Raw genomic sequence first — 15,539 nt, 5'->3', positions numbered from 1 at the left:
GGATAGATTACTCTTACGTCCGCGCTGCAGAACGTCTGGCCTGTTCATCTTCGAAAAGCCAGCTGGAGGACTTCCTTCGTAAGCGACCCCACCTAGAAGGGGATGCAAAGTTTATGGCTGAGATCGCTCGTCGTTTCCTGAACTTGGGTCATCGTTCAGACGCCTTGAGATATTTCACGGCTGCGGAACGCGCTGCATATTCTGGACATTGGTCTAGATTCCTGGGCGGCGAGAAACTGGCGGTCCAGCGCGTTCGGCTGGAACTTTACGGCAAGCCAGCTGCTATCCAATCTGGATTCGATATTCTCATTGATGAGCTGTCAAGCGGACAAACCAGCGGTAGCTCGCTTTTCCTCAACATGGACACGGTGCTCGAACTTGTCACCGATCCGCTCCCGTTTGAAGAGTTTTGGGGTGAGACCGAACGGCACCTCATGCAGTATCGCGAGTTCAGGTTGGCGGAACCGGTGACGACGATCGACTCGATTCAGTCTCACCTCGACGTTGTTGCTTTCCTCATTGCGAAGGCATTTAGCTTCAACTGCCCCAAGGTAACGCAACATGCGCGACGAGCGGCGCAGCTCGTTGCTCAATCCGACCTGGGTCCCGCGTTCCTGGAAAAGCTGCTACCTTACCTTCGCGAGTTTCCTGACGGTCCCAGGGAGGCTGCCGCCTTGGTTGATAGGTTGCGAGGCCAGTCGCACCTTCAAGCTATGATAATAGAAGACGCAAAAATCCAAGTAACCAGTCACGACTTTGTCGTCGTCACTCTCGCGAGACGAACGTTGAGCGATCTCGGCGAGCGTTATCGAAAGTCGTCAGCATCGCTGCCGCCGTTCTATCAGATCACCACATCGCAGTCGGATCAGGCAGACGATTTTGATCCGGCACCCGGCCTGCTATCGGGACAGCGTCCCGTCTGGTCGGAAGACCCTTGGACTTGGACAAGCCTTTTGCCTGGCCCATTCAAACTTCTAGCACGCGCAAGCGATTTGCCAATCGAGACCTTGCGTCGCCGTTGCGCACTTTTCATGTCTCAAGAAGGCGGCCGGCATGCTTTTGGACCGGAGGTAGAAGAGCAAATATTACAACGACTGACCCGCGTTTCGCTTCAGTTCAATTATCGGAAGCCAATGGCCAGTTCTTGCCTTCGCGCGTTCGGTAAAGTCTTAGAGGAACTCGACTCGGCGAATGCGGTTGATCCCCGGGTATTCCTATCGATGTGGGGTGATGTCGGTGGCCCCGCCCTTAGCGGGTTCACGCTCGGAGAGGGCCTGCGTCCGAGTTGGTTATCCTGGCCGTCGTTTCCTCGGAGGCAGTACGGTGGCATCGAGACCGATCGGTGGCTTGAACAGGCTAATGCGATGGCGTGCCTACCTTTGTTGCCGGGCGAGTTTCTTCTCGCCGAAGAGTCTTATTTTCTTGTCCAGGCATCGCATGCGGAAGCGGATATGAGGCGCGTGACTTTGCCGGATTATCGGGATTCGACGAAGGGCACGTCCGGTCTCCCTAGATTGCGATCTTGGGACGATCTGCGGCCGCTATACAGACAGGAGGAGAGCCGTACTGTTTGCCGACTTTCCGGTAATCTATTTGACGATTTCCAAGACGAAGCAATGACCATTTGTCCATACCTGGCGAACGAGCTCGGTTGGTCTCGCTCGTCGGTCAATCCACTTGAGCTGTATGATGAAGAAGAGCAGCTTGTTGCGAAAACTATCAGGTGGGTTGAAGGGACGCGCCAGCACGGGCGGAAGTACGACGCGGAGCTATTTGGCCGCGGGCAAGCCGTGGTTCTGACCGAGGCGGGTAGATCTCAGCTGAATGACCTTGGACGGCGGTTATCGCTTAGCGTCAAAGTGACAGCCACTACGAGGGGCGAGAATGGCGAGGTTGATCGGCAAGAAGTCTTCGCCGGCTAGAAATGATCTTCCAGCCACCAGCCCTCGAAGGCAGCACGCTTATCGTTTATGCGTGCCCGCCGTACAGGATTGTTACAACGGCTTGAAAGCAAGGTTGGCAAAATCATCACGGAGTCATCGGAGCAGGTTTTCGAGGGAGCTTCCTCCTTTGACCCAGAACGAGAGATTGTCCTGGAGACAATGCCAGAGCCACGATACGCTGGCGATCAACATGCGGAGGACCGCGGCGAGGGGGTATAAGGGGGCGGGACTGGCAATTATCGAACGTCGCAGCGGAATCGGTCTAGTGCAACAGAGACGGCTATTTGCGATGTGCCCACCGTCATGTTCGCCCAGTACACCGCTCCCGCGGGGGCAGGATCAATCACTACAGATCCACGTCCGAAAAGACAGAGCGGTGTTTCTTCACGTCCTTTTCTTCCGTTACCTCACCCGACAATTTTGCGGTCGTTGCCATTGAGTTCCAATTGGAATTTAGCTCCTGCTCGTGCTCGTCTCTCTCCTCTTGCTGCCGTTTTACATGAGCCACAGCGTCCGCGATCGCCTCGTCAGCCTTATCGAGAAGTTCGAGGGTCGCTTCATCTTGAAAATCAACCCCGCGTAGAACCCGAATGCTTCCCGCCAAATGCGAGAACTGCGACTCCGCGTCGTCATCGAGGTCGGCTTCGATAGAAATTCGCTCGATCTCCTTGGGGATCATGTCCAAAAAATCCGCTCGCAGCCTGAAGCCAAGGGTGGCCAGGCGATACGGCGGAATCAATGCGAGCATTCGCTCGTCGTCCAGGAAGGAGAAGTCGAGCGCGGAAGCAAGGTTTTCAAGCTCGTTTGCCGCACGGTCACGTTGCTCCGAGGAAAGAAGGCCCAACCGATGAAGCCGGGCATAAACCTGCATATCGGTTCCCGGTCCGGAATTGCGGTAGCTCCAAATCTCGCGCTCGAACAAGTCCGGTACTCTATCAACCAGCAACCTCAGAACCTCGTCAGAGGCGGCAAAGGCGAGGAACCATAAAAGGGTACGATTGAGACGCCCCGATCGATCGCCTGAGGAAATGCGGTCAACCAAAACAGCGTTCAATGAAGCGGGAATAACGGCTGCGTCGGTCATGATATCAACCTCGCCCTCGCATACAAATCCTCCCAAAATCGTCTCGAGCCCCGCGCCTCTAAGCAGTGCCGCAACCAGGTGAGGCGATGCGCTCAAGATGCTCGTGATCGCATCTGCGATCGTGGGGTGTGCGAAGCCCCATACATCCTTACCCTGCTCGCGAGACTTATGAGCGAAGGATCCAAGGAGCTGTGGCATGAATTCGAGGATACGCGCGAGCGGTATGCTCTGCATCTCTGCAACGGCCATACAGGCTTCGTCGTTGAAATCTTGGCTCGATAATTTACCTCGGTGCACATAGATGAGCATTAATCCCGATCTCAACTCCGGAGCGAGCGCATTGATCGTTTCGATGAGGTGCTCTTTCGGCTCTCGCATGAACTTGAGCAGTGCATCCTCTGTAGTGGGTAATGTCTTGGTAAAATCCGTGTTTCCCAGTCGTTCTGCGATCCCGGGTAGGAAATTTTCAACGCCAGCGACTTTGTCGAGATGCGATTTCACGACTCGCTTCCATGCAGGCGACTGGTCGCCGAAGGTTATGTGGTTGTAGAGGATTTGAACCTTTTCCTCGGGAGTCAGTTCACCCACGTCGACGACGCAGCGACCCGTTGCCAACAGAGAATGATTACGTTGGCCAAGTTTGACATAGGCGGCATTGTAGATATGACGGCGAGACGTCATCAAAACTTTGTTCCCGTGCGCCAAAGCCGCCTGCATTTTGGCAAAAGCCGATGGCCACTGCTCGATGTAGTCCTCGCGTAACGTGTTCGCGCCAAAGGCATCGTCGATCCAGTAGAAACGGTTCCGTTCAGAAGGAGCCCAATTTCGCTCAAACTCCAAAGGGCTTCCTACCTTCAAAACAGTCACACCCTCACTCTCCGCGGCGATGGTGGACAGAATTGCTCCGATGGTAGACTTTCCGCTAGACGGATTTCCCAATAGCAAGACAAGGCCGTGATCCAGTAGCATATGTACCGCTCGGCGGTGCGGAGCGGTCGGAACATAGCGTTTGAGTGTCGGTATCCAGTTCGCCAAAAGGACTTTGGTTTGTTCAATGATACGCTCATCGAGAATGACGCTGAGGTCGCCAAGACCATAGACCTGAGGGACCAGCGCACGCAACCTTGAACTGCTGCGGATGGCGCGGACTAGAAATTCCTTACCCAGGACATGGGGCTTCTTCACGCCGACCGAGCGTAGCCTCTCTCTGATTTCGCGCCCGACGGCAGCATCGAAGCTCATGCTCGTCATCAGCACGTAGGTGTGTGCTTGCCCTGCTGCGACCAGGCTTTTGACGTTCTCGAGCTCTTCACGGAGGTCCCCCGGTTTTAGTCTCCTACTGGGATCTGAGGAGTGCTTGCACTGGATGGTCGCATCCACCGCATTTCCCTCCTTGTAGGCAAAGAAGACCGCATCCTGACCACCGTCCTGGGCTTCCCGATGAATCTGAACAGGTTGGCGCAGAATTTCGGACGCCACCTGAGAGCAAAGGTCCTGAAAGGCCTTCCATCCGATGGTGTGGAGTGCCAGATCGTTCCATGGCCCCTGCGCATGCGCGCCTTTGTTTCCCACTTGATCCATTCCGTGCCCCAAACATTCAACTTCGCGCGCCTTCTCTCAGATGCTTTGCCCCGGAGGAATACGACTCCGTAAGATTTGTCGCACGTCGACGTTTGCATTTAAATAGTACGCAACTGCCGGGTCGCTACTTTCTGAGCAGTCTGACCCGAGTCGCCGATGTCTCCTTTTTACCTGTCGCCAAAAGCAAGGACCCAAACACCGGGACGGATTCGAGATCATCCGGCTGCACGTGTCGAGATGGGTAAATTTCCAGTCGTTGGTCCTGATCTAGCCGGCCCGACCTATCTCATGGTGCATTGCTGTTTTTTGAGAACTTCATTGCGACATGTGGTTGCATGGGCTTGCCGCCCGCGCCCGAAAAAACTAACAAAAACTATTCGATTTTTTCAGCGATTGTTTCCAATGCGCCACAGCGACCGCCCGATAACACAACCCTCAGAAGACGCTCTTGGAAGAAGCGAATTCGCTTTGGCCTTGGCGCAAGCGATAGACCAACTTTTAGTGGCGAAACACGGGTTCGTTATCGGACTGATCGGCGAATGGGGCTCCGGCAAGTCAAGCGTTGTTGAGCTGACGCTGCGGTTCCTGAGACACAAGGAAATGGCGCTGATGCATGCCGGGAAGGATCAGGAGATCAGCCTCTCGGAACTAGACGTGATGTCAGAGCGGTTCGCGCGAATAGAACCGGTCATAACATCGCTGGAAGCCGAAAACCGCGACGCCACTTTATGGGAGCGTACCCACCGTGACAGAGAATTCCTCCGACTGTGTGGATCTGCCGAGGACGCGGAAATCGCCTCTCAATACTGGGCGCTGCTGCGGAAAGTGCAGGAAAAACCCCGCAACATCGTCGTTCGCTTCTCACCATGGCTAATAGCCCGGAACGCCGAACTGGCAAGCGCCCTGATCAGTGACCTCGCCAGGGCGTCAGGTGAAGCCTTAGGTGAGGAGGTGCGAAACGCGTTCACCGTCCTACTGAGCCGCCTAGCCCAAGTCACTCCGCTCGCGGGAGCCGCGGTGGATATTGTCGGCGGCGGCGGGTTTGGCGGGCTCTTTTCTGCTGGCATGGACATTTCCGACCGTCTGGCAAAGCGTATGACCACCGGACCCACGCTAGACCAAGTCCGATTGCAGCTCCGCAAGACGCTCGGCTCTCTGGTCGACCAGAAGATCGTCGTTGTCGTCGATGATCTCGATCGTCTTACGCCGCCCGAGGCAGCCGAAATGGTAGCACTCGTCAAAGGCTTGGGGGATCTACCAAACGTAGTTTACATCCTGTGTTACGATGAGGATCGCCTGGCAGGTCTGCTCAAAACAGCCTTAGGAATAGACGGCGGCGACTACCTGCAAAAGATCGTTCAGTATCCGGTGCATCTGCCGCCAGTGGAAGTCGAGGACTTGGCGGCGCTTCTTGACGCCGACATACGAAGCATTCTTCCGGAAATCGAGGATGAGACTCGGAGCCGTGTGGGAAACGCTTGGTTCGCCGTCCTCCAAAACTATCTGCGGACACCTCGGGACGTCCGGCGTCTTATGAACGCATACTCGGTTGCGATCGCAGGACTCTCAGATCACACCGATCCCGTTGATCTCCTTCTGATCGAAGCGATACGCCTACATGAACCCGATATCTACACGTGGATACGGCGAAACCTCGGCAATATTACGCAAGGCGAAGAAGAGGACGAAGACAGTTCGTTGATTGGCGACCTGGAAGTCCATCTTGCTAAGACACAGTCGAGAGGTCCACTAGAGGCCGCTCTAGCCCTGCTATTTTCCAAACTTGCAGCCCCGCTAGGTGTCCATCTCTCAGGACTAGAGGACGACGCGGAATCAAATCGATCCTATCGCATTGCAAATAGGGATTCCGCGAGATCGTATTTTCGTCTCACTCCGGACGCCAATGTCTGGAGCAAAACCTTTGTGGAAAGCATCAAGGCCTCTGAACCCCAGGTGGCTCTTGCGAAGCTAGCGTCGCTGTTGGAACATGCCGATGACAAGGACAGGACCCGATTCCAAAGCCGGATTTTAACGATTGCGGAAGATGTCATGTCCGCGCAAAACCCCAATCTCGCCGAATGGTTTGGCGCGATTGTAGACAAACCGTCGATTTTCATGGACGAACGAGGGTGGGAAACTGCGCCGCCCTTTACTAGAAGCTTCCGCCAGCAGGCATCAATCGTTATTGAGAGTGCCCTGCTGGCGTTGCCGCTCGAAAGGCGAGCACGCATCCTTGAGCGTACAATCCGAAGCGCGCGCGACATCTCGCTGCTCTCGATACTTGTCCGCACGCTAGCGCGTGATGTAAACCCTCAGGAGCCATATGCCAGCTCGGAAGCGCTTGGCGGGTACACCAACCAGATCCGCGATTTGTTGTTGAAACGTGTTCGGGTCATGGCGCGGGATGGGTCGCTCCTCGGCCAGTATCGTCCATCTGGCATTCTTTGGTTCTGGTGGGGAGCTGGCCAGGTCGAAGCAGTTCGCAGGTTCACGGAGGTGGCAATGGACAGCAAGGCAGGACTACCGGTCCTCCTTCGAATGCCGATCTCGCTCGTGAAGTCTACTGCGGGCAACTACGAGCGCATCGATAGAGCTGACTGGCAAAATCTATTGGATCTTGATAGGCTCGAAATGCGGGCCATGCTGCTGGCACATAGTGAGGACCCGGAAAATGAGGCGATCGCTCAGAGGTATATCGCGGCGCTTCACCAGACCTTGCAGTAGCGTGACGCGAATTCGGAGATTTGATTAGGCCCGAAGCGCGCGTATAGTGCTCGGCGAGACATGTCTTTTAAGCGGCCATGATGTCGCTGGATGACGATCTGCCGTGGAGGTAAGTGTGAGCGAGATATCGGACAGCCGCTATGTCCAACTGACAACGCAACTGCGTTCGGTGGAGGGCTTCTGCGATTTTCTTACAGGTGGCGGCATAGTACGAATCGCTGAAAATGATGGGGCCGCTTTTATAGAGGTTACGGCATCCATGCTTGCGCGGCAGCGGCACGAAGCCGATGTTATCCGCAAAAGACGCCGGCAGTTGTTTCCCGACTCTCCGGATGAGGAGTTGCAACCGCTTTACAACAGCCATTGAGGCGGCCGTCAGACGGCTAACGATCATCGGCGTCACTCCGCTGCTTGCTTTAACGGGTGGTCGTCAGGTGGATTAACGAGAGCAACAAGCTCGAAATCGCTAATCATATGATGCTGGTCCGACCCAATAACTGCCAAAGTCCAATAGTCAGGGTGCGCGCCGAAAATCGTGGAGACCTGGACGATTGTCATGTGGCCGTCCGGGAAATCAGCAGAGCGAGCCCAGTAGTAAGCCTGCGGAATCAAACTCGTCATAAACCCCACTCCGACACAGGACCGCGACGATACCATAACATCGCATGTTGGTACCCACGGAATCGTGGTTAGTGTGGTTTCCGGCATCTACCCCACTTTAGAGAAAGACACATAGCGCCCCGGTATCGCGACAATTGCGGGCGGAGTAGTCACGCAATCGCGATTGTCGTGCCGCTCAACCGATCAGCCCGCGTTGAAGGCAGAACAAATGCTGGCCTCATTGAGCTCCGTAGTAGGGATGATTGCTCGGAAAAGGTCGCTAATACCCGGAGCGAGCGGGACTACGTCGGTCAGCAGGTCCCGTGGTTTCGTCGCCGAGCCAGACAATCGCTTACGGATGATTTCGACATACTCCGGCGCTCTCTCGACGAGGACGGATCTCCGCTCTAGTCGATTGCATACCGCCCCCACGGTGCCAGAGCCCGCAAACGGGTCGAGGACTGTTTGGCCAGGCGTCGTCAGACTCGTGACGAGACGCTCGACTAGTTCCTCGGGGAACTGACATGGATGGCTGGTCTTCTCGGGATGTCGGTTCTTTACGTTGGATATGTCCCAGACGTCGCCCGGATTTTTACCTAGTGGATTTCCGCTGAGCTGTCCCTTGTTCGGACCTTTGTAATGCCGCTTATTGGGATACTTCTGGGGCACCCGAATGCTGTCCAGGTCAAAATGGTAGTCGTCCGACTTTGTGGCCCACACAATCGTTTCATGGCGGCCCGAAAGGCGCCTCGTGCAGTGCATGCCATGGCCGAATGTCCAGACCACCCGGCTCCTGATCTTCATGCCGAGATTACGGAAGATCGGAATTACAACACTATCCAGCGGAACGATTTCGCCGTCGGAGACCCAGTTTCCCACCTGCCAGCATATCGAGCCGTTTTCGCTGAGGACGCGAAAGCAATCGTTGATGACGTTGGTCTGGAAGCTGACGTATTGGTCAAGCGCCGAACGTTTTTCATACGCTTTGCCGATGTTGTAAGGGGGGCTCGTAACGATGAGATCCACGGATCCATCTTGAAAACTACGAAGGACTTCGGCGCAATCGCCAGTATGGAACGAGCAGAGACCGATAGCCTCCGCGTTCCCGCGAGCAGGTTCATTGAACATAGATATCTGGTTTTCCTTAGGTCTGGGGCGTCGCCCAAACGAGTTGATGTGACGATGGTCATCTGAATTTTCGCGATGCTCAAGCCCATCGATGAAGAAAATCGGAATTTGTTTCGATGGATGTCGCCGCATCGCACACTCGCCAAACGGCATAGATGGGCACGAGCGCCAGAGCGCCAAAGCCTCCATTCGTGCGCCTTTGGTCACACACGTTTTCTATCTTGCAAGAAATTCATCCAAGCTGATCAGACAGTAAGGGAGAATTTGCGTGGAAATTCGGAGAAGAAGAAAGGGGCCCAGGACAGTTTCCGCAACCGTCGTGCCTAACCAGGTTTTTGTCAAAGACGGCTTTGGAACTATTCGTGTGCCGACAAGAGAGTGGCGTAGCCGTATCGCGGCGACGTCGTTCACGCTCGATATCATCAAGACGAGGAAAATTCCTGATAATACGCTGCAGATGCACCAATCGATTCACATGGTAAGAGACATGTTTCGTCGCGTGCACGCCGGCGATAGCTATGACTGGTTCTCGACGTCCAGGCTCTTGGGCCATCCCTCAGCCGAGCTCTGCAAGTCTCTGTTCCTCGATCTGGGAGCAATTCGAGGCTCTATTCGTGCCCGCGATGCGATCCTCTTCAACAGGACGATCGATCGGTTTGAAGAAAACTTCGGCGACGAGATGCTCGAAAACTATCTGCGGATGACAGTCAGTCACGGCCACCTGGTTCGAGAAGAGGGTTGGGCATACGTTCTCTGGTCGTCCTCGTATCGCGACGTCCTGCAGATCGGCGCTACTTCAGGCGAGATCGAGCAAATGCTCCGTCATCTCGATTCCGAGATGCCCAAACGAAATCCATACGGTGTTCTTGCTGCGTGGCTTGTTCACGACCCTGCGCTCGCCCATGACGATATTAGTAAGGACTTCGAACAATACGCCTTGGGCGACGGCTTTTTCAAAATCGACCTTGGTACGGCGAAAGAGCGTATCAGCACCTTGCTCAAGAACGCGAACAACTTCGCACTCTCGCCATGGCACAGCTACGAAGACGACCAGGAAGTGCAAAACGTGTCGACTTCCCCTGGTCTCGAGATGGTGGGCTGTCATAGTCCATAGGGGAATGACATTCAAAACGGCATCCCAAGGGAAGCGCGGACCCAGCATCGGTTGATTCGATGGGCCCGCGTCATCAGATAGCCGGCGGGATGAAACACCGCTGGCTGCCTCACATCAATTCCTTCAAACAGCGAGCTGCTGCAATTTGGCCCTCCACCGCTCCATTGCTTCCAAATGTTCATCTTGCTGGCGAGTCGTCCGTCCGTATAGTTCGAAATCGACAGCCTTCCAGCCACGAGTGTGCTTCCATACCACCTTGGCGATATCCAGCGCCGGCAGCCCATCGTACGTCCACGGACCATAGGATGGATCCCAATACCCTCCGTCGCATTCGCCACTTTCCGCATCTTCAGCGCAATTGTGCAGCCAGTGCTCGACCTCTTCAGCCAAGCCACAAGATCTCTTCAGCCCACAACGCAGGACGTCCTTAATATGGTCGGGGGAATTTGTTTGGAACCAGTTCATAAAGTGCGCCGCACATTGGCTAAGGTGATCCTGAACCAGGATCGGCGAAACGCAGTACTGGATACGCATGGCGGCTTTTGTCACATTGTACTCCTCATCTAGGTTGCCTCTGACGGATACGTGGGAGGAACCTTCCGAGAAAACAAGCGGCAAACCCAAAAAATGTTTCCGTTTTGTTCTAGGTGCATCAGATGGCTTCGCCGGGACTTCAAAAATTGTACTGGGCAGGCGCGCACAAACCACGGAGGTGTGAAGGAAGCTTTCAAATCCAGACTCCGATACGGAGTTCCCTGCCCGGCTACGATCGTCGAGCGCATCAAACGTAGTCGGGTTCGAGCAGGTATTCTGGTGTCCTGAATTCCTCGGAGTCATGCTATTCACGACAGCAGCGGCGAGCTATAATGTGAGTCTAGCTTGGGAGTTTGATCGGATGAGGGACCAACAAGAGTGGTCGCGGGTCGATGCGGAAAAGCGCATACGCGAAGTTTTCGATGACGCCAAAGCAGGTTACCCGCAAATCGTTCGTGACAGCGGCGGGAAGTTTGAAATCAAATTCGTCGCGGATGATGTTGCTGAACCAGCGGGAAGTTATCTGTCCCGTGGCGGACCTGATGAAGGCTGATCGTCTATACCAGCCGGCATAAACTTGCGCGTCAGGTGCAGGCCTCCTAACGTGGAGCCAAAAACTCGAACGACGCTTCCCTATCACTTTCGGGCCTTTGTTCTTCTATAGGGTTGCTGTCCCGGAAACGCGGGAGCTGCAATTCATCGGTTGATTGGGCAATATTTCCGGCTCGTCGTGACCGGGGAACGGCCCATAGGTTGCGATTGGGATTATACACGCCAGGCAACGGGTGGAATTTGTTTATTTGCAGAAAATCGCCGTGGTTCATCGTTGCGATTGGCATATTATATACGATTGAGATCGCCGCAATGAACAGGTCTTGGCCAGGTTTTTTGTCTTCCTCAGGATACCAAAGCTTATGTAGCGGACGGCAACAGTAAAGCTTAGCAAGCACTCGTGCGACTTCAGGCGTGGTAGGCGGATAGTAGAAGCTCGTCTTCAGCAGGCCGTCGATCCAATCGGTCAACTTCCTAGCTCGAACGGGGTCCACCGGTCGCAGCTCGGCTATTCCCGTTTCCACCTCCAAGATGACCGCGAACGGTATCGCGAGAAAACGGGCTTGCTGATCCAGCCACCTTGATACCGCTGGTAATGGAGATGTCTTGCTGGAGTTGCTGATCACGTTTGTGTCCAGCAAGAAGATATCCTTGGTCATTCCTCCGGTCCGCATCACGATGAGTAGTACACCACGGTCACCCGCCATGATTAATAACGGGTAAAGGAAAGGTTAGATTTTCCTAATTTAGATAAGGGATTTGACTCGCACAAAAATGTTCGCTATATGTTCCCGTATGAGCCAGATCGCTGTGAGCCGAATTATTCGAATTATTTGAACGCAGCCGCGCGTGCGGAATTGTGTCCAGTTCGTATGATGTAGGGGTCACACATGCCATCTCAGGATTACGCTAAGCAAAAGCGACGCTCTCCCGAATCCTCCAATCCCATAATCTACCGACCGCAGTTAAAGGGCCCACCACGCCCCTCGTTCCGTTCGAATGCCGTGCGGGATATGGCCTCCATTTTGGATCTAAATCCTAGCGTCCAATCCTGGGCGGGCGGTACCACTGCGTTGAGGGCGGGGCGCACCCGACATATTCCCGACTTCCAGATGGAAGATGCCGACGGTCGCCAATGGCTGCTGGATGTATTCGACCGGCGAAACCCTCCCGATGAAGGCGTCCTGCAGGCCGCAGCGTCCGTGCTCTCGGTCCGATACCGCATGGTCGATCGCGCAGAAATCTACGACGGATTCAGGCTTCGGAACGCTAATGACCTTCTGCGATACGCCGGGCACGTCGTTCCATTGGGTGACCGGATTCGTCTGCTGTCTCTAGTAGGCGAGCACGGCCCGCTTTCCCTGTCCGACTGCTTGCGCGCAGTCCGGGAAACCCAGCCCGTCGCCGCAGTGGCATCCCTTATCCTGCAGGGGTACTTGGAGGTTGAGCTCGACGAGGAGCTGATCGGGCCCGAGACGATGGTGAGGCGAATTAGTAGCTGAAGCTACCGTCGCCGCTCTAATCATCGAGGCTCGCTATGAAAAATCCGAACTGGACGCGATACTTCAATCCACCCGTCAATCTGGTAACAACGGTCGCGGGAATGTCCGTACGCCGATCCATCCGACACTTCCTACATGTTACACACTACATTATCGCCATCCGCTTGCCTGATTTGAATGACGCGCGCGTCTACGAGACGGCGGCGCGCACTCTTCTCGATCCGGAATGTTTAACGGATGAAGAAGGTCACACCCTCGTGCTGGTGACAAACGCCACCAATCTCAAGGAGGGTGCGTGGGACCTGGTGCGCAAGTTCGACAAGCTTCAACGGGCGCTCATCTTTTACACCGACAACAGCAGCATCACAAAGGATATTGCTTTGCTGGTCGATTTCCGGATCGACATGAGGTTGCCTGAGGCAAGACACTTCAAAGCGGCGGCTAAAACGCTAGGTCTCGTCATCGACGATGATGACGCGGACTTCCTGGCAACCGTTCCTCTTTCCGATATCCGATTGGCGTTGCGGCCAAATCGGTCGGTCCGAAGCCTCGTACAGCGCCTGAAGTTTGTCGCTCCTCAGGAACCGCAGCCAGTCGAAGACCAACCTCAACCTCTTCATCCGCGTCTGGAAGACCTTGCGGGGTTTGGAGCAGCCAAGGTATGGGGGTTGCAGCTCGCTGCAGACATCAAGGCTTGGATGGCCGGCGAGATTGAATGGGCCGACGTCGACAAGGGCATTGTGTTGGCGGGCCCAAGTGGCACCGGAAAATCGACGTTTCCAAGAGCCTTATCCAATACCTGCGGCATTAGTTTCGTCAGCAGTTCGGCCGCGGCATGGCAGGCGATGGGACATCTCGGGGACATGCTGAAGGCAATGCGGGCGACCTTTAAAGAGGCGGCGGCCGTCAGGCCCGCGGTCCTATTTATCGATGAAATCGACAGCGTCGGCGACCGAGAAGCAAACAGAGACAGCAGCCATCATGACTACAAGCGGCAGGTGATCAATGGGCTACTGGAATGCATGGATTCCACGGAGGGGCGGGAGGGCGTCATTGTCGTCGGGGCGACCAACGACGCAAGCGCGATCGATGCCGCTTTGTTACGGCCAGGTCGATTTGAGCAGGTCGTCCCAGTCGAACTGCCGGACGAGGATGACCGCAAGGCGATCCTAAAATACCATCTCCCGGAAGTGGCGATCCAGGATTTCGGTCCGTTCGTTGCGCAAACTGAGGCATGGTCGGGTGCCGACATTGAGAAGCTGGCTCGCGACGCACGACGAAAGGCCCGTCGTGCGGGGCGGAAAGCCGTAACAGACGACGACTTGCGAAGCGTAATGCCGGTACTATCGCCTTACACAGATGAGGAGCGATATCGTCTCGCGGTGCACGAAGTTGGCCATGCCGTCGTCGGCGCTACTTTGCGATCCAAGCTTCTACTCCATGTCAAGATCAATAGGTGGAAGCCGTCCAAAGTCGGCTGGAATCAAATCGGCGTTACCTACTTCAGCGACAACCCCGCGCTGATGACGACCGCCTCCTACTTCACAGACACCATCGCGATCCTCCTGAGCGGAATGGCTGCGGAGCGGATTTTCTTTGGCGAACACTCAATCGCGTCCGGCGGCGACACGACATCCGATCTGACCAAAGCCACCGATCTCGCTACGATGATGGAGCGTTCCTTCGCCTTTGGCGACGGGCTCCTCACCGACATGGGCGGTGGCACTCGGCCCATGGAAAACCTGAGGCAATTTGATCCGCACCTTCGGCAGGCTATCCGGCAACGTCTCGACGCTCAATACGATCGGGTGGTCCAAATCCTCACTTCAAAGCGCGCGGCTGTCCAAAGCTTGTCCGAACGACTGTCGGAATGCCTTGAGCTCGATGCTGCGGTCATCCATGAGGCCTTGCGCGACCAAAAGGAAATCGAAATGGGGGTTGAGCGATGAGAGCCTTGGTGTTGTCCGACCTTCATCTAGAATTCGGCAAGCCTTTCAGCGTTTCTCCGCCGGGAGACATCAACGTGATCCTTTGCGCGGGAGACGTCGTCGACAAAGGTGTCGTCCCAAGCATCGAATGGCTTGCCGCCTTCGCGGGTCCAAAGGTTCCAGTGATTTTCGTCGCAGGAAACCACGAATTTTATCGCAGTTTCGTTTCCGACAGCATCGCGGCCGCAAACGGGCTGCGCGAGCGTTACCCGAACATCCACTTCCTCGACGATCGGGATATCGTGATCGACGGCGTCCTTTTCGCCGGGGCGACCTTTTGGACGGATTTCCGTTTGTTCGATCGCAATCCGGAAACGTCAATGTGGTGGGCTGAGAAGGGCATGAATGACTACAAGAAGATCAAACTCTCGAAGAGGCCATTCGGGAAGTTCAAACCCATTCACTCTTTCCGGAGGCATGACGCCTCTGTCAAGTTTTTGACGGAAAGCCTCAGGCAGACGGACGTTAGGAAAAGGGTTGTTATCACGCATCACGCGCCTTCGTCTAGGTCCATTTCTCGGTTCTTCCGAGATGACCCATTGGCACCTTGCTATGCCTCCGATTGCGATGCGTTCATCAGGGAGGCGGAGCCCGACATTTGGATCCATGGGCATGTGCATCAACGCTTCGACTACACGGTTGGCTCTACCAGGGTCGTCTGTAATCCGCGTGGATATCCGGGGGAGGCGACGGGGTTCGATCCGGGTTTAGTGGTTGAAATCTAACTGAGGCGCGGGTGCCTTCTTTAACTGAACGAGCCCGCAGATGGAGGTGGCTACCACCGAGTCT

The 15,539-nt window shown here is 55.3% G+C and carries 13 protein-coding genes; 8 read left to right on the top strand and 5 right to left on the bottom strand.

The genetic code is table 11. The annotated features are described in order from the left end of the window. The first annotated feature begins 113 nt into the window (after window positions 1-113). Window positions 114-1,922: a hypothetical protein gene (locus JZY08_RS15935; protein ID WP_216332435.1), complete on the top strand. Its 1,809-nt coding sequence runs from the start codon at window positions 114-116 to the stop codon at window positions 1,920-1,922. A gap of 367 nt (window positions 1,923-2,289) precedes the next feature. On the opposite strand, the gene JZY08_RS15930 is transcribed toward JZY08_RS15935, so the two are convergent. After that, complete coding sequence (locus JZY08_RS15930; RefSeq protein ID WP_216332434.1) at window positions 2,290-4,608, bottom strand: restriction endonuclease; 2,319 nt, start codon at window positions 4,606-4,608, stop codon at window positions 2,290-2,292. A gap of 156 nt (window positions 4,609-4,764) precedes the next feature. Between JZY08_RS15930 and JZY08_RS15925 the strand changes: the two genes are divergently transcribed. Continuing rightward, window positions 4,765-7,332, top strand: coding sequence for a P-loop NTPase fold protein (locus JZY08_RS15925; protein WP_216332433.1), 2,568 nt, complete (start codon window positions 4,765-4,767; stop codon window positions 7,330-7,332). Between the two features lie 115 nt (window positions 7,333-7,447). Then, the gene (locus JZY08_RS15920; RefSeq protein WP_216332432.1) at window positions 7,448-7,699 is read left to right on the top strand and encodes a hypothetical protein; all 252 of its coding nucleotides are present in this window, start codon (window positions 7,448-7,450) and stop codon (window positions 7,697-7,699) included. 32 nt (window positions 7,700-7,731) lie between these two features. Here the strand turns inward: JZY08_RS15920 and JZY08_RS15915 are convergent, their stop codons facing one another. Together JZY08_RS15915 and JZY08_RS15910 are read right to left on the bottom strand one after the other, a co-directional pair. Beyond that, the gene (locus tag JZY08_RS15915; RefSeq protein WP_216332430.1) at window positions 7,732-7,953 is read right to left on the bottom strand and encodes a hypothetical protein; all 222 of its coding nucleotides are present in this window, start codon (window positions 7,951-7,953) and stop codon (window positions 7,732-7,734) included. Window positions 7,954-8,136: 183 nt separating this feature from the next. Continuing rightward, window positions 8,137-9,267, bottom strand: coding sequence for a site-specific DNA-methyltransferase (locus JZY08_RS15910; protein WP_253204116.1), 1,131 nt, complete (start codon window positions 9,265-9,267; stop codon window positions 8,137-8,139). Window positions 9,268-9,328: 61 nt separating this feature from the next. Between JZY08_RS15910 and JZY08_RS15905 the strand changes: the two genes are divergently transcribed. Further along, window positions 9,329-10,174, top strand: a complete 846-nt coding sequence (locus JZY08_RS15905) for a hypothetical protein (RefSeq protein WP_216332428.1) — start codon at window positions 9,329-9,331, stop codon at window positions 10,172-10,174. Between the two features lie 123 nt (window positions 10,175-10,297). Here JZY08_RS15905 and JZY08_RS15900 read toward each other — a convergent pair whose 3' ends face one another. Continuing rightward, complete coding sequence (locus JZY08_RS15900) at window positions 10,298-10,723, bottom strand: hypothetical protein (RefSeq protein WP_216332425.1); 426 nt, start codon at window positions 10,721-10,723, stop codon at window positions 10,298-10,300. 286 nt (window positions 10,724-11,009) lie between these two features. On the opposite strand from JZY08_RS15900, the gene JZY08_RS15895 reads away from it, so the two are divergent. After that, entirely contained in the window at window positions 11,010-11,261 is a 252-nt protein-coding gene (locus tag JZY08_RS15895; RefSeq protein ID WP_253204115.1) for a hypothetical protein, read from the top strand. Between the two features lie 46 nt (window positions 11,262-11,307). On the opposite strand, the gene JZY08_RS15890 is transcribed toward JZY08_RS15895, so the two are convergent. Then, window positions 11,308-11,919, bottom strand: a complete 612-nt coding sequence (locus JZY08_RS15890) for a type II toxin-antitoxin system VapC family toxin (RefSeq protein WP_253204114.1) — start codon at window positions 11,917-11,919, stop codon at window positions 11,308-11,310. 453 nt (window positions 11,920-12,372) lie between these two features. Here JZY08_RS15890 and JZY08_RS15885 point away from each other — a divergent pair, with 453 nt between their 5' ends. Genes JZY08_RS15885 through JZY08_RS15875 form a run of 3 tightly spaced genes read left to right on the top strand, consistent with a single transcriptional unit; the run spans window position 12,373 to window position 15,475 of the window. Continuing rightward, window positions 12,373-12,762 (top strand): hypothetical protein, encoded by a 390-nt coding sequence (locus tag JZY08_RS15885; RefSeq protein WP_216332423.1) that lies wholly within the window; start codon window positions 12,373-12,375, stop codon window positions 12,760-12,762. 35 nt (window positions 12,763-12,797) lie between these two features. Further along, window positions 12,798-14,711, top strand: a complete 1,914-nt coding sequence (locus tag JZY08_RS15880; RefSeq protein WP_216332420.1) for an AAA family ATPase — start codon at window positions 12,798-12,800, stop codon at window positions 14,709-14,711. Continuing rightward, window positions 14,708-15,475, top strand: a complete 768-nt coding sequence (locus tag JZY08_RS15875; RefSeq protein ID WP_216332418.1) for a metallophosphoesterase — start codon at window positions 14,708-14,710, stop codon at window positions 15,473-15,475. Before JZY08_RS15880 ends, JZY08_RS15875 begins: the two co-directional genes overlap by 4 nt. Window positions 15,476-15,539 lie beyond the last annotated feature (64 nt).

Source organism: Rhizobium sp. X9, assembly GCF_018873185.1.
In the GTDB taxonomy this organism is placed as follows: domain Bacteria; phylum Pseudomonadota; class Alphaproteobacteria; order Rhizobiales; family Rhizobiaceae; genus Agrobacterium; species Agrobacterium oryzihabitans.
This window is presented reverse-complemented; position numbering and strand designations above follow the sequence as displayed.

Bases quoted from the DNA above. Each gene is read 5' to 3' on its own strand.
- JZY08_RS15935 (WP_216332435.1), top strand. From the start codon at position 114: ATGGCTGAGATCGCTCGTCGTTTCCTGAACTTGGGTCATCGTTCAGAC.
- JZY08_RS15930 (WP_216332434.1), bottom strand. From the start codon at position 4,608: ATGGATCAAGTGGGAAACAAAGGCGCGCATGCGCAGGGGCCATGGAAC.
- JZY08_RS15925 (WP_216332433.1), top strand. From the start codon at position 4,765: ATGTCTCCTTTTTACCTGTCGCCAAAAGCAAGGACCCAAACACCGGGA.
- JZY08_RS15915 (WP_216332430.1), bottom strand. From the start codon at position 7,953: ATGACGAGTTTGATTCCGCAGGCTTACTACTGGGCTCGCTCTGCTGAT.
- JZY08_RS15895 (WP_253204115.1), top strand. From the start codon at position 11,010: ATGCTATTCACGACAGCAGCGGCGAGCTATAATGTGAGTCTAGCTTGG.
- JZY08_RS15890 (WP_253204114.1), bottom strand. From the start codon at position 11,919: ATGACCAAGGATATCTTCTTGCTGGACACAAACGTGATCAGCAACTCC.
- JZY08_RS15885 (WP_216332423.1), top strand. From the start codon at position 12,373: ATGGAAGATGCCGACGGTCGCCAATGGCTGCTGGATGTATTCGACCGG.
- JZY08_RS15880 (WP_216332420.1), top strand. From the start codon at position 12,798: ATGAAAAATCCGAACTGGACGCGATACTTCAATCCACCCGTCAATCTG.
- JZY08_RS15875 (WP_216332418.1), top strand. From the start codon at position 14,708: ATGAGAGCCTTGGTGTTGTCCGACCTTCATCTAGAATTCGGCAAGCCT.